General features: G+C 60.6%; 14 protein-coding genes. 1 reads left to right on the top strand and 13 read right to left on the bottom strand.

Going from position 1 to position 14,204, the window contains the following annotated elements:
• Nucleotides 1-227: 227 nt before the first annotated feature.
• From Q0J85_RS04640 to Q0J85_RS04590, 11 genes are all read right to left on the bottom strand, one after another.
• Nucleotides 228-1,301: a Gfo/Idh/MocA family oxidoreductase gene (locus Q0J85_RS04640; RefSeq protein WP_294478655.1), complete on the bottom strand. Its 1,074-nt coding sequence runs from the start codon at nt 1,299-1,301 to the stop codon at nt 228-230.
• Nucleotides 1,302-1,390: 89 nt separating this feature from the next.
• Nucleotides 1,391-1,729: a hypothetical protein gene (locus tag Q0J85_RS04635; protein WP_294478653.1), complete on the bottom strand. Its 339-nt coding sequence runs from the start codon at nt 1,727-1,729 to the stop codon at nt 1,391-1,393.
• A 4-nt stretch (nt 1,730-1,733) separates the two neighbouring features.
• Nucleotides 1,734-2,063, bottom strand: a complete 330-nt coding sequence (locus Q0J85_RS04630; protein WP_294478651.1) for a hypothetical protein — start codon at nt 2,061-2,063, stop codon at nt 1,734-1,736.
• Nucleotides 2,064-2,087: 24 nt separating this feature from the next.
• Nucleotides 2,088-2,417, bottom strand: a complete 330-nt coding sequence (locus Q0J85_RS04625) for a hypothetical protein (RefSeq protein ID WP_294478646.1) — start codon at nt 2,415-2,417, stop codon at nt 2,088-2,090.
• A gap of 36 nt (nt 2,418-2,453) precedes the next feature.
• Nucleotides 2,454-3,932, bottom strand: a complete 1,479-nt coding sequence (locus tag Q0J85_RS04620; RefSeq protein WP_294478643.1) for a 2-oxoacid:acceptor oxidoreductase family protein — start codon at nt 3,930-3,932, stop codon at nt 2,454-2,456.
• 4 nt (nt 3,933-3,936) lie between these two features.
• Entirely contained in the window at nt 3,937-5,001 is a 1,065-nt protein-coding gene (gene vorB / locus Q0J85_RS04615) for a 3-methyl-2-oxobutanoate dehydrogenase subunit VorB (RefSeq protein WP_294478641.1), read from the bottom strand.
• 5 nt (nt 5,002-5,006) lie between these two features.
• Nucleotides 5,007-5,234, bottom strand: a complete 228-nt coding sequence (locus Q0J85_RS04610) for a ferredoxin family protein (RefSeq protein ID WP_294478639.1) — start codon at nt 5,232-5,234, stop codon at nt 5,007-5,009.
• A 32-nt stretch (nt 5,235-5,266) separates the two neighbouring features.
• A complete protein-coding gene (locus Q0J85_RS04605; RefSeq protein WP_294478637.1) occupies nt 5,267-6,202 on the bottom strand; it encodes a MoxR family ATPase in 936 nt (311 codons plus the stop codon).
• A 30-nt stretch (nt 6,203-6,232) separates the two neighbouring features.
• Complete coding sequence (locus tag Q0J85_RS04600; protein ID WP_294478635.1) at nt 6,233-8,485, bottom strand: U32 family peptidase; 2,253 nt, start codon at nt 8,483-8,485, stop codon at nt 6,233-6,235.
• 79 nt (nt 8,486-8,564) lie between these two features.
• Entirely contained in the window at nt 8,565-9,779 is a 1,215-nt protein-coding gene (locus Q0J85_RS04595) for a chromate transporter (RefSeq protein WP_294478634.1), read from the bottom strand.
• A gap of 7 nt (nt 9,780-9,786) precedes the next feature.
• Complete coding sequence (locus tag Q0J85_RS04590; protein WP_294478633.1) at nt 9,787-11,013, bottom strand: ABC transporter permease; 1,227 nt, start codon at nt 11,011-11,013, stop codon at nt 9,787-9,789.
• 69 nt (nt 11,014-11,082) lie between these two features.
• Here Q0J85_RS04590 and Q0J85_RS04585 point away from each other — a divergent pair, with 69 nt between their 5' ends.
• Entirely contained in the window at nt 11,083-11,613 is a 531-nt protein-coding gene (locus tag Q0J85_RS04585; RefSeq protein ID WP_294478632.1) for an epoxyqueuosine reductase QueH, read from the top strand.
• Nucleotides 11,614-11,685: 72 nt separating this feature from the next.
• On the opposite strand, the gene Q0J85_RS04580 is transcribed toward Q0J85_RS04585, so the two are convergent.
• Both Q0J85_RS04580 and Q0J85_RS04575 read right to left on the bottom strand, forming a co-directional pair.
• A complete protein-coding gene (locus tag Q0J85_RS04580; protein WP_294478629.1) occupies nt 11,686-11,928 on the bottom strand; it encodes a hypothetical protein in 243 nt (80 codons plus the stop codon).
• A 291-nt stretch (nt 11,929-12,219) separates the two neighbouring features.
• Nucleotides 12,220-14,169, bottom strand: a complete 1,950-nt coding sequence (locus tag Q0J85_RS04575; RefSeq protein ID WP_294478627.1) for a sialate O-acetylesterase — start codon at nt 14,167-14,169, stop codon at nt 12,220-12,222.
• Between the last annotated feature and the right edge of the window lie 35 nt (nt 14,170-14,204).

Here is a 14,204-nt window from a genome sequence, read left to right as displayed (position 1 = left end):
TACCAGGGAGCGTTGCAGAATCTCACGGTTTTGCAGCGCTCCTTTTCTTTTTCCTCTTGCAGGGATCCGAAAATCAAGGCGAGTATGCCGCCCTGGCGTTGCATGTGTTGACCGCGTTGGGAGTGCCTTGGTCTGGAATCGTGCGGACTTTGCTCTGAACGAAGAAAAAGAGCCGGCCCGGCAGAACCCTTTCTGCAGATCCGGCTCTCTGGTGCGCGGTTAGGAGGTTATTCGACTTTGACAGCCTGCATCTGGGCGCGGATGCAGAGTTCAGCCGCCTTGAATGCATGTTCCTGAGTCATGGCGTTTTCGGTGCGGTTGAGGCAGTCGAGGATCAGTTTCCCGAAATAGGGGAAGCCCGTTTTCCCGGTCGCGTTGAAATAGTGCTCACCTGAGCCATCGACCCAGAAGACGTGGTCACCTCCGTTCTCATGGGTGATATCCAGATATTTGCGCAGTTCGATGTATCCTGCGGTTCCGAGGATGAACGTGCGGCCGTCACCCCAGGAGCGCAGACCGTCTGGCGTGAACCAGTCGACGCGGAAATAGCCGGTTGCGCCGTTGTTGCCGATCAGAGTGGCGTCCCCGAAGTCGTCGAGTTCCGGATACTCCGGATGGTTGTAGTTCGCGATCTTGCTCGAAACGATCTGCGCTTCGGTCGCTCCGGTGTAGAACAGAAACTGTTCGATCTGATGGCTGCCGATATCGCAGAGAATCCCGCCGTAGCGGGCACGTTCAAAGAACCAGGCGGGACGCGAGGGGGCGTTCAGACGATGCGGCCCCATCCCGATGGTTTGCAGAACCCGGCCGATGGCTCCCTGTTTGATGAGCTGTTCCGCGTAGACGGCACTCTCGGATTGAAGCCGTTCGCTGTAGCAGACCATGTATTTGCGTTTGGTTTCACGGACGGCGGCTTTTGCCGCATCGAGTTGTTCGAGCGAGATCATCGGCGCCTTGTCGGTGAAATAGTCTTTGCCGGCTTTCATCACACGGATTCCGAGCGCGGCCCGGTCACCCGGCACGCAGGCCCCCGCGACAAGTTTCACGGCGGGATCGTCGAGGATCTGTGCCTCGGATTCGGCGGCGACAGCCTCCGGATGCTGCTTGCGGTAGGCTTCGACTTTGGCCGGATCGGGGTCGTAGACCCATTTCAAGGTCGCGCCCGCCTCTTTCAGGCCGTTGGTCATTCCGTAGATGTGGCCGTGATCGAGGCCGATCGCCGCAAATGTGAATTCTCCGGGTTTCACGACCGGTGCGGGTTTTCCGACCGGTGCGTAATTCATTCCGTCGCCGTTGCTCATGGTTGTTCTCCCTCATAAGGTGGTTTTCTTATAATAAATCCATTTCCCCGGAAATTCAAATGAAATACCGGAAAAAGCCCCGGGAGCTCTCAGAGGTGGTGGAAGAAAACAAGCCGGGTCGCGAGCAGCAGAAGCGCGTTCACAATCCAGACCGAAGCCGTCAGCGGAAACGCCCCCCGCCAGAATTTCATGCCGAACCATTGTACGAGGAGCGCGGCGAGAAATACCGCGCCGACCGTTCCGGCGAAGAACGGCACAAGAAATCCCTGCGCCATCACTCCTGCGAGTACCAGAGCCTGCGACCAGCGGATGCGTACGCCGAAGAACTTCCCCCCGAACCGCAGCAGAAGCGTCCCCGCCGCAAACGGCAGTCCGCCGAGTGTGACGAAGAAGAAGAGCATTTGCAGATTTGCTTCAAGCCACGCCATGCTGCTACGCCGTCGGTGTTCCGAGCGCAAAATTCAAATAGGCGATGATCAGAGCCGGGACAAAGAGACTCACCACCGTCATGGCCAGACTTGCGAGCACCTTGCAGCGGAATACCGCAATGAGCAGTGTGAGCGATACGATCAGCGCGAACAGCACCGCCCAGAGCGGAACGAAGATGTTGACCACTCCGCAAACGGTCACAACCGCGGCGAGCAGCAGCGACGCTTTCCACGAGAGCACCGGCTTCGAAAGCCGGGATCCGAGAAAGAATACGAGGAATCCGAACACCCCGTAAAGCAGAAATGCAACGAGGATTGACACTCCGGTTGACATAGTTTGTTTTTCTCCTTTATGCGGCTAAACGGTCTGAGAGGACAACAGAATCCTCAGGCTGAAGCCGAGAACAATCTGGAGCAGGCGGGAGACCAGAATCAGCAGCACTCCGCTCGGGAATGGTTCACAGTCGCACCACTTGTTCAGCAGCCACAACATGACGATCCAGCTCGCAATCCAGCCGACGAAGGGAACCAGAGCAACCAGTGTTCCCCCCAGCGCAATCAGAAACGCCTGAAGCCAGGTCACTTCGGCTCTGGTGATTTTTGACCCGAGACGCAGTGTCAGGCCTCCGATCGCGCATTGAAGGAACAGTACCACAATTGCGGACAGAATTGTCTCCAGAGCTTCCATGCCGTTTCTCCTTGTGTTGGTTGCCGGTTTCCCACTTCAGTTGCGGATCCGCCTTGCATTGGCTTTTCCGATGTAAAAAGCCTTGATGTTGTTTTTGACCACGTGCTCCTTTTCGTGGAAGCAATCCATGATCGCCTCTTCGAAGACCCGGTCGAAGTCGGCCTTGTCCTCCTCATCGAGGAAGAGGTCGCACATCATGACCGCGACGGCGCCGAGCAGCACGGAGTTTGCATACTTCAGGTCTCCGAGCTGTTTGGCCAGATCCGAGGCGGGCAGCGTGTAGATCACACGGTCGAGCACCTCGTCCGGGCAGGAGCCGTTCGACTCGTCGTAGAGCAGAATTCCGTTGCGTTTCAGCGTCGGCAGATACTTCTCCAGAGAGGGACCGTTCAGGGCGATGAGCAGATTGCACTCCTTGCTGACCAGAGGCGAGCCGATCGAATCGCGGCTGAGCACGACCGAGCAGTTTGCGGTGCCGCCGCGCATTTCCGGCCCGTAGCTCGGCAGCCACGAGACGTTGAAGTTGCGCAGCTTGCCCATCGTCGCAAGCATGTAGCCGAGGCTCAATACGCCCTGACCGCCGGAGCCGCAGAGTTTGATCCGCCGTTCCGACTGGAAGATGCGGGACGGATTGCGGAACGATTCGCTCACGCCGTCCGCGACTCGCACCGGGTAGAGCAGCTCCCGCACCGCCTGCGGCTCGTAGATGCCGGTCGGACGGCTGATCGGGTCACGGCTGTCGGCCGTGTCCTTGTAGACGCCGAGCGGGAAGTAGCGGCTCATCTGGTTGTCGAGGAACTCGTTCATGTCCCGCGCATTCATCTTCAAATTGACCGGACAGCCCGAGAGCAGCTCGACCAGAGAGAAGCCCTTGCGTTCGATGCTGTTGGTCAACGCCTTGCGGATCGCGTGCCGCGCCTTGCGGATGTTCTGCACCGTCGAGAGCGCGCACCGTTCGACGTAGACCGGAGCGTCGAGTGCCGCGACCGTCTCGGAGACTTTCAGCGGATACCCCTCGCTTGTGACGCTGCGCCCGAGCGGAGAGGTCTGGGTTTTCTGTCCCGGCAGTGTGGTCGGCGCCATCTGGCCGCCGGTCATGCCGTAGATCGCGTTGTTCACGAAGAATACAGCGAGATTTTCGCCGCGGTTCGCCGCCTGCAGAATGTGGTTGAACCCGATCGACGCGAGATCCCCGTCCCCCTGATAGGAGATGACAAGATTTTCGGGATTCGCCCGGGCGAGACCGGTCGCGACCGCCGGCGCCCGCCCGTGCGGCGCGGAAATGCCGAAGCAGTCGAAATAGTAGTAGCTGAACACGGCGCAGCCGACCGGGGCGATGATGATCGTCTTGTCCTTGATTCCAAAGTCGTCGATCGCCTCGGCAATGAGCTTGTGAAGGATCCCGTGTCCGCAGCCGGGGCAGTAGTGCATATTGGTCTTGATCGGCCCCGGCCGACGCTCAAAACTCGGGAAAAAGCCGTTGGAACGGCCGTAAAGAATCTTCTCTTTCTCCATGATCTCATGCCTCCTGCGCGCCGACGGCGTCGATGGTGCGATTCACGATCTCGTCGATGGTCGCGATGTTGCCGCCCATGCGGTTTACGAGGTGAACAGGGCGGTCGCAGTTGATGGCCAGTTTCACGTCGTCGATCATCTGGCCGTCGCTCATTTCGACCGCCACAAACTGTTTGACATGCTTGAGCGCGCGGATCGCGTCGACCGGGAACGGCCAGAGCGTGATCGGGCGCAGCAGCCCCGCTTTGACTCCTTTCGCGCGCAGCTCGTCGACCGCCGAGCGGCAGAGCCGTCCGGAAATTCCGTAGCCGACCAGTACGATTTCGGCATCGTCGGTGAGGTACTCCTCGCTGCGCTGTTCGGCTGCCCGGATCGCGGCGTATTTGGCCTGGAGCTTGCGGTTCAGCGCCTCAAGATCGTCGTGTTCGAGATAGATCGAACTGATCATGTTCGTGCGCGGACGGCTTACGTCAAGCGCCCACTCGGGAACTTTCACCCGTGCGGGAATCGGTTCCGGCAGCGTCACGGTTTCCATCGTCTGGCCGATCACGCCGTCGGTCAGCAGATAGACGACAATGCGGTACTTTTCCGCGAGTTCAAACGCAAGGCGGGGGAAATCACACATCTCCTGAGCCGACGAGGGCGCCAGCACAATGCAGTGATAGCTGCCGTGTCCGCCGCCTTTGACGACCTGATTGTAGTCGGACTGTTCCGGCCCGATGTTGCCGAGTCCGGGGCCGCCGCGCATGATGTCGACCACGAGCGCGGGCAGCTCGCTGCCGGAGAGATAGCTGATTCCCTCCTGTTTGAGGCTGATCCCGAGCCCGGAGCTCGCGGTCATCGCGCGCCGGCCGTTGGCAGCGGCGCCCATGACCATGTTGATGGCGGCGATTTCACATTCCGCCTGCAGAAACGTGCGCCCGAGCTTCGGGAAACAGCGCGCCGCGGTATGGGCGATCTCGCTGGCCGGAGTGATCGGGTAGCCGAAAAAGCATTCGCATCCCGCCAGCAGCGCGCCGTAGACGACGGCTTCGTTGCCTTTGAGGAGCATTCGATTCGTATATTCCATAAATTCTACTCGCTTTCAATCTGGACGACAGTGATGGCTCCCGGCTCGGGGCAGGTCAGAAAGCAGCCGCCGCAGCCGATGCACTCCTGACCCGTCCGCACTGCGTACGGGAAGCCGAGTTTGTTCAACGCGGTTCCGAGTTTCAGGACGTTGCGCGGACAGGCGATCACGCACCGTTCGCACCCCTTGCACTCATCCGGGGCGATCCGCACCTCGAATTTCTTTTTGTTCATGAACTATCTCCTCCTTCGGAAAAGATCCTCGTTTAAAGCGGAATTTTCGTGTTCTGAATGGTTTCCGCAATGATTTCCTGCGCCGAGACTCCGGCGTAGCGGGTTTTCGCATCGACGACGATGCGGTGAGAAAGCACGAGCGGCGCCAGTTCGCGGACGTCATCCGGCAGGACGAATTCGCGTCCGGAGATCAGCGCCAGTGCCCGGGAACAGTCGGCCAGACGGATTGCGGCGCGCGGACTCGCTCCGAGCGTGAGCCGCGCATCGCGCCGGGTCGACTGGACAATCGCAAGCAGATAGGCAGAGACCGACGCCTCCATGCCGACTTTCTTCATGTCGGCCTGCAAAGCCAGCACCTCTTCGCAGCTGATTTCGGGTTTCAGGGAATCGAGCGGGTCGATGTGGCGGCGGTCGTAGAGCATCTCGCGTTCGGCCTCTTCGTCGGGATATCCGAGCGACAGCCGCATCGCAAAACGGTCGAGCTGCGCCTCCGGCAGCGGATAAGTCCCCTGATACTCGATCGGATTCTGGGTCGCAATGACCATGAACGGCGCCTCCAGAAGCCGGGTGGTGCCGTCCGGCGAAACCTGATGCTCGCACATGCACTCGAGCAGCGCCGACTGAGTGCGCGGCGACGCCCGGTTGATTTCGTCCGCGAGCAGAATATTCGTGAACACCGGTCCCGGCCGGAACTGGAATTTTCCCGTGCCCGGATTGTAGATCGACGTTCCGGTGATGTCCGCCGGCAGCAGGTCCGGCGTGAACTGAATTCGGCTGAATTTCGCATCCACAAGACGTGCAAGTGCTTTGGCCAGCGTGGTTTTCCCTACTCCAGGAACATCGTCAAGCAGCACGTTTCCGCCGGCCACGAACGTGGTCAGCAAATGGCGGATCACATCGGCCTTGCCGCGGATGATCCGATTCAGTTCAAATTCGACGATTGCGAGTTTTTCGATCGGTGTCGCCATGTTCTCCTCTTTCCTGGCAGATGCTCTCAATCAGAACCATCCGGAATCGAAATTGAACGTTCCGGTCTCCTGACTGTTCCAGTGAGCGTTTTGTAAGTCGTAATAATCATAGACCCCGGGCAGCCGCGGGATCGAATGAATCTTCTTCGGATAAAGCCGGGTCAGTCCGTCGCGCCGGTCATACCGGATGCAGAAGCCGTTGCCGCGCGCGTCGCGGATCTCCCCCTCCGCCGGAATCCTGGCCCGCGTGACGAGCAGCACCGGTCGCCCGTAACGGTAGAGTTCCACCGGCAGAACCGATTTGTCCCGCAATGCCTCGACGTCACTCTTTTCGAGCTCGAGATGGGCCGTCACCCGGGTTACCCCGAAACGGGTGAGCTCCAGCGCCGCCATCGAATTGCAGACCGGCAGCGGCGGAGAGGCAATGATCTCGAGTTCCCCGTGCTCTTCGAGCAGCGCCAGCGCATAGAGTGACGTGACCCGGAATCTCCGGATACCGGCATTCCGTGCGTTGCGGATCGCCCGGCGCACGGATTCGAGTTTCCCCTCCGGGCAGAACTCCGGCAGAATCGCTTCGTCCGTGAGTTTGCCGACGTCGTAGACGCTGCAGGCACGGAGCGCTTTGCGGCTGCCCGGTTCCGCGCCGTTCGGCTTGACCGCCACGGTTTCGCGCAGATGCTCCGGCAGCGCCCGATAAGGCGCAAGTTCGAGATAGGCGCGTCGGAATTTTTCCAGCCCGACCGCCGAGTCCCGGAAACAGCTCCCGGGTGCGAGATTCTGTTTGACTTCGTTCCAGAATTCGCGCCGGAGCGCTTTGAGTTCCGCGGCCGGGAAGAAGTAATTCCCATCGATCTCGCAGCGGAAGCTTCCGAGCGCAAAAGTTTTGGAGTCGGCTGCGGCAAACTCCTTTTCCAGCGTCTCCGCCGTGACCGGGTGCGAGGAGGCCGCAGCGAGCGAAAGGGGTCTCTCCCATCGTGCGAACGGTGCGTTCCGGACTTCCACCGTGATCCGGTCGGCGCTGAGTTTGAGGTCGACATCGAGTTTTTCGCGCGGCGGCGGCAGCGCGGCGAGCTCTTTCGTGTAATCGGGGAAACTCTCGCCGATCTTGAACACGAGTCCGCCCGGCGCAACCGGTTTGTCGCACGGGATGACCAGCTGTTGACCCGGCAGCGCCTTGCGCGCGGGTTTGCCGTCGACGAACATCTTCGTGACCGTCAGCGCCGGTCCCTCGTCGCCGGATTGCGGCTGCACGCGAAGCCGGTCGCCGAGAAAGAGCCGCTTCGTGGTCGTGAATCCAAAGCCGTTTTCGCGCAGTTCGTTCACATTTCCGCACAGCAGCCCCGCTGCGCCGAGCGAATCGTGCGAGACGAGCGTGTCGGAGGACTCTTTCGTGTAGAATCCGAGCGACCACTTGCGGCCGCATCCCCGGGAAAGCATGTTCCGCGCTTCGCCGAGGCGGCTCCGGAACTCCTCTTCCGGCGCATCGAGCAGCATGCGGTAGGCACCGACCGTCTGTCTCACATAATCCGGCTGCTTGAGCCGCCCCTCGATCTTCAGCGATTCGATGCCGAGTTCACGCAGCTTCGGAATCAGTTCGATCGTGCAGAGATCCTGGGGCGAAAAGAAAAATCCATTGCCGTTCTTTCCGAAATAACGGCGTCGGCACGGCTGCTTGCATTTGCCGCGGTTGCCGCTGTAACCGCCGAGATACGATGAAAAAAGACACGCTCCGGAGAGCGAGACGCAGAGCGCACCATGAACGAACACTTCAAGCTCGAGCTTCGTCGATTTCCGTACCGCGGCGATCTCCTCGAGCGTCATCTGCCGTTCGAGGACCACGCGGCTTACGCCGAGTTTCTCCGCAATTTCCAGACCGGCGGAGTTGTGAAATCCCATTTGAGTCGAGGCGTGCAGCACGAGTTTCGGGAAATATTCCCGCGCCATGCGGATGATTCCGAGATCCTGCACGAGCAGCGCGTCCGGCCCGATCTCCTCGAGCAGCGCGAGCGTCTCGGCCACCTCCGGGAGCTCGGACTCTTTCACGAGCGTATTCAGCGTGAGGTAGACCTTGCGGCCGAGTTTATGGGCGTACTCGATGATCTGCGCCATGCGTTCCGGCGTGAAGTTTTCGCCGCGTTCGCGCGCATTGAATTTCGCCAGTCCGGCGTAGATCGCATCCGCGCCCGCCTCGAACGCCGCGAGGGCGCAGGCGGGACTCCCCGCCGGGGCCAGCAATTCGGGATTCGGCAAAGGAACGCCGGATGCTTTCTTTTCTCTGCTCATATTTTGAAATCACTCCGTATTATTCTCTAAACTATATGGCAACTTCCGCAAAAATCAATGTTCCGTCCGTAAAATTCTTTCAAATTCGGCACAGCAATGCCCCCAGCGCGGCCGAACAGAAGATCGCGGTCATGATGCTGCATTTGCTCTTGTAAAGCGCCCAGCCCGAGAGCAGAAAGACCGGTACCGATCCGTAACAGAGCCGGAACGGACCGTCATAAGCCATCAAGTGCCCGGTCGCGAGTTCGGCCAGATATCCCCACGGCAGCTGGCTGGTGAAAAGCGACAGCTCGAGATAGATGAGCGTGGTCGCCGCCATGAGCCCGACCGTCACCGGGCCGATCCCCGCCATGATGCCGCGCACGATCGGACTCTGCTCCCAGCGCGCGAGCGAACGCAGCGCGATCTGCATGAGAATGTAGCTCGGCAGCAGCAGCCCGATCGTGCAGATGAGCGCTCCGAAATATCCCCCCCGCCGGAAACCGAGGAACGTCGCGAGATTCACCCCGATCGGCCCAGGCGTCACCTGCGAGATCGCGGCGAAGTCGCTCAATTCATGCAGCGTGAGCCAGTGCCTCGCGTCGACGAGCTCCTGGATGTAGAGCGGCATGAGCGCACTGCCCCCGCCGAAACAGAGCAGTCCGAACCAGCAGAAGAGCAGGAACAGCGTGAGCAGTTCGGCCATGCCGCTCTCGGCGTTTCCGGCGCGTGCGGCCCGATTCTGCCGCAGCTGCGTCCGGATGCCGCAGATGAGTCCGACTGCGATTCCCGCTCCGAGCATGATCGCCGGATTGGTCCCGTAAAAGTAGACCGCTTCGATCGTGAAGAGCGCCGCTGCCAGCGAATATTTTCCGGTGATGACTTTCGGCCAGAGCCGGATGATCGCGACGATCGTCAGCGCCGAAAGCGCGGTGCGCACGCCGATGAACGCCCCCTGCACATAGAGATTTTCCATCGGAATCACCCCGAATCCGACCGCTACGAGGCAGATGATGAGATATGAGGGGAGGGCGACCGCCACGAGCGCGATGAGCGCTCCCCACTGTCCGGCCGTCCGATACCCGACGTAGATCGCGGCGTTGCCGGCCGTGAGTCCCGGAATCGCCTGGATGACGGTCAGCATCTCGAGCAGTTCCCCGTCCTTGAGCCAGTGAAGTTTGCGCACGAAAATCTCCTCGGCCGCGAGGATGATCGCATAGCCGCCGCCGACCACGAAGAGTGCGATCTTGAAGAAATTCCAGAAGAGCAGCCTGAGCCGCTTCGCAAAGGGGACGTCGTTAAGCGCGGATTCCATGACCACTTCACTCCAGTCGGATGCGCGGATCGGCCCAGGCGTAAGCAAGGTCGGCGAGCAGATTCATGATGACGAACAAGAGCGCGCTCGTGATGACCAGCGCCTTGAGCAGCTGCAGGTCGGAGTTGTAGAGCGCGTCGACCCCCGTGAAGCCGAGCCCCGGGATGCCGAAGAACGACTCCAGCAGCAGACTCCCCGTGAAGAGAAACGGCAGCGACGCGCTCGCCCGGGTGATGATCTGAAGTGCCGCGTTGCGCAGCAGATGTTTGCCGTAGATCTGGAACGGGGAAACTCCCTTCGCCGCCGCGGTACGCAGATATTCGCGCCGCAGTTCGTTTACGAAGACCGTGCGGTAGAATCTGACGTTGCCGCCGATGCCGCAGAGGATTCCGACCAGGATCGGCAGACAGAGATAGCTGAACCCCTCGTACCCCCAGACCGGGAAGAGGTCGTAGTAGTATCCGAGAAACCATTGCGCGAAGATGATGACCACGAGATACGAGACACTCATCCCCGCCACCGAAATGAGCACGAGCGCACGGTCGATGATCGTATCCTTGAATGCCGCCGCCACGAGCGCGAGCGCGAGTCCGATCACAAGTTCTCCGAGAAACACCGGAATCATGAGGCAGAGCGACGGCCACACTCCGCGGATCAGAATGTTCGAGATCGGTTCGCGCGTGGTGATCGTCTTGCCGAAGTTGAGGACGCGGATGTACGGGAACTCCCGCTGGAAGCTCACGATCTCGCCGAGTGCCCGCAGAAATTGCGAGTTCCACGGCGACTCCTGCAGCCGGTAGAACTCAATCTCCTCGATCCCCTCTGCGAAGAAGATCGGCGAGGGGTTGTCGTCCTCGAAATAGTGTGTTTCGCCGTTTTTCACGACGCGGCAACCGTAACGCGGGATCGGAAACTGCCGTTCAAAGCGCAGATAGGTTCCGTTGAACGGCGGCTCGACCTTTTCGAGTTTCACCGCCGTGACGCCGGGGCGCAGCGGTTCTCCCGCCCGGTAGGAGGCGAACGCCTCAGTCTTGCAGCGGCGTCCGTAGAAGAGCGGCAGATCCGCTCCGAGGTCGCGCCGCAGTGCGTCGATCTCGTCGGCGCGGGCGTTTTTGCCGAGCACTGCGGCGGCGGGGTCTCCTGCGGCAACGTGAAACAGCACGAAAGTCAGGAATACCACGCCCAGCAGGATCAGCACGGAATAAAATGTTCTGCGGACAATGAAACTGAGCATGATATAAAATATCCCGGAATGCCCTTTTTTTCAATTGAAAAAAATGCTTTCCGGCTGTAAAATATGGTTATGACAAATTTGGAAAACACCCCGCTGCTTCTGCATGTCTGCTGCGCTCCGTGCGCTGCGGGCTGCGTGGAGCGTCTGCTCGAGACGGGGCGGGAGATCCGGCTCTACTACTCGAACAGCAACATCGCAACCGGTGAGGAGTTTGAGCGGCGGCTCGCGTCGGTCGAACAGCTCGCCGGGATTTTCGACCTCAAACTCGAAGTCGACCCCTATCGCCATGCGGACTGGGAACAGTCGATCGCCGGTTACGAGGCGGAGCCCGAGCGCGGATTGCGCTGCCCGCTCTGTTTCGGCTGGTCGCTCGGCCGCACGGCGGAGCGCGCCGCCCGGCTCGGCGCGCATTTCGCGACGACCCTCACCGTGAGTCCCCACAAGCCGAGCCGCGTGATCTTTGAGGTCGGCGGCCGTTACGAACACTTCGAGCCGTGGGACTTCAAAAAGAAAGACGGATTCAAGCGGAGTCGTGAACTCGCAAGGGAGTACGGATTCTATCTGCAGAACTTCTGCGGCTGCGAGTTTTCCGTCCGCTGAACTTTTCTTTTTCTCCCACCGAAAACGAAAAAGCCCCCCGGAAAACCGGAGGGCCGCAGATGGCCGAAAGGCTTACTTCGCCTGCTCGTTCTTCTGAAGCACGCCCGCTTCGAGCAGCTTGTCGATGAGCTGCTGCATCGAGTTGAACGCGCCGAGGAAACCCTGCGGCGGCATGATGATGCGCTCGTTGACCACCGGAGTCGGAGCCGAGCCGTCCTCGTTCGGCTGCAGCGTGACAAAATCAAAACGGACCATGCCGCCGGCGAAGTGAATCTGACCGATGCCGTCCGCGAAAATTTCCTTCTTGTGTTCCATCCTGCAATTCTCCTTTTTTGTTTGATTGCTGACCGGTTTTTACGGTTTTTCATCTGTTCCGTTTGGGCGGATGTCTCAAGTATACACCATTTTGCCGAAAAGTCAAATTCCCGGATGAAAAATGAATGAAAAAGCGGAGTTTTTTTAGATTTTTTTCCGGAATACGGGAAAAATATGCTTTTTTTTGGAAGCATGAATCCCGGTTCGTTCGATCCGCCGCCCGGGCCGGGAGTCGGCGGGGGCGGCCGTGTCTTTGTCGATCGACGGGCAGATTTCCCGCGTCGGAAGCGTTTACTCGGCTTCCGGATCGGAGCGGAACGGGAGGGCCGGAAAGCCCGCCGCGTTGTAAAGATTCGCCATGGCCGGATTGTCCGACCACGCATAGCGGACCGCGACCGGCTCAGAGACCTCCGGACTCGACACCGCGACCTTGTCGCCGGCGATGACCGCCTCGGCCGGGTGGAACTCCCCGTCACTGCCCGCGATCCGGAAGCCGAGCACGTTCCCGCCCCGCGCGTTCAGCCCGTCGGCGTGGTCGAACGAGACGAGCAGCGCATTTCCCGACCGCGTGACGGATCGGAACAGCGGACCGGATCCCTCTTCCCCGCTGCCGTAAATCTGCGCAAGCGCCGCGGCGGCGAGTCGTCGGCCGACGGTCTCCTTGTCTTTCGGATGGATATCCTCCACGTCGCCCGCGTCCACCGCCGAGGCGACGAGATTCCCGGTCGCCTCCGCCGCCCGGACCTGCGCCTCGCGGATGAGCGGCCAGTTCGCGTCGGGGTCGTAGTCCGTCACGGAACGATAGCCGGCGAGAACCACCTGCAGAAACGGAATCTCCCCCTGGCTGAAGTGAAATCTCCAGTCCGTGATCAAATCGCGCATGAGCCGTTCATACTGATTTGCGCGCATCTGGTTCGATTCTCCCTGATACCAGATGACGCCCCGCAGCGCCGTCGGGATCAGGGGACGGATCATGCTGTCGAAGAGGATCGAGTACGAGTTCGGATTTCCGAGTCCCGGAGCCGTCGACAGCGGCTGAGCCGGTCCGAGATCGGTCTCAATGTGAAAACGCCACTCGCCGGAGAGCGGGATGAAGTCGCGCGGCGCATCGGCCGGGCACAGCGTCATCTTTTCGGCCGGCCCGTTCAACCCGCCGTCGTAGACGAACGAATAGTCGCGCACGGCGAGCGTCCGGATTCCCGGTTTCACGAGTTTGCCCGGAATGCGGTAGACGCGGCAGACGTTCCAGTGTATGGTCTCGTATCCGGTGCCGGTCCGTCCGACCTCGACGCCGTCGAAATAGGTGATGTCGTGCTTGTCCACCCCGCCGAGCGAAAGCGTCAGATCGCGCCCGGCCCACTCCTCCGGAATCTCAACCCGGCGGCGGAACCAGACGGTTCCGTTGGTATGGATTCCGAACGCCTTCCACTGGGCGGGCATGACCGCGCGTTCCCAGCCGGAGTCGTCGAACGAGGTTTGCGCCCACCCCTGTTCGACGCCGCTGTTCGGTGGTTCGGGAGGAAGTTTGTCGAACTGGATCGGCTCCAGCTGGACGGTCGGGATCTGCAGCAGTTCCGGCAGGAGCTGCTCCCAGTATTCGGGACGGTTGATGCTGCGTTCATACTGCTCCAGATCCGGGGCGATGTCCGGGTTGCGCACGAGCGTTTCGCGGCTGGTCCACGCCTCCGCGATCGTTCCGCCCCAGCTCGACGAGAGGATTCCCACGGTTACGTTGAGCTTCTCGGCGAGGGTGCGCGCAAAGTAGAGTGCGACGGCACTCCAGCCGTCCACCGTCGCGGCGCTTGCAATCTGCCACTGCGCATCCACATCCTGTTCCGGCGTGAGAAGCGCGTTGCGGCGGACAGTCAGCATGCGGACCCGGTCGAGACGTCCCGCTTCGGCCTCTTCCCGCAGCGCCGCGCCGCCGTCGGCCAGCGCGGTTGTGAGAAACTCCATATTCGACTGTCCGGAGGCGAGCCACACTTCACCGACCGCAAGATTTCCCGCGACGACGCTCTCGCCGCTCTCGGGCTCGAATACTTTGAGTTCGAGATTCCGTGCCGGCTGCATCGGCGGAAAACGGAACAGAAACTTCCCGTCCGCGCCGGAACGGGTTTCACACTTCACGGTGCCGAGCGTCGCGCGCACCCGGCGGTACGGCGCGCACCAGCCCCAGACGGGAATTGCGCGGTCCCGTTGCAGTACCGCGTTATCGCCAAATATTGCCGCAAGTTTCAACATAAAAACACCCCGGATTGATTCCGCACTCCGGATTT

Origin of the sequence: uncultured Victivallis sp. (assembly GCA_944389935.1) — a bacterium.
Taxonomy (GTDB): domain Bacteria; phylum Verrucomicrobiota; class Lentisphaeria; order Victivallales; family Victivallaceae; genus Victivallis.
The sequence above is the reverse complement of the archived record's forward strand: the minus strand, read 5'-3'. Positions and strand labels throughout refer to the sequence as shown.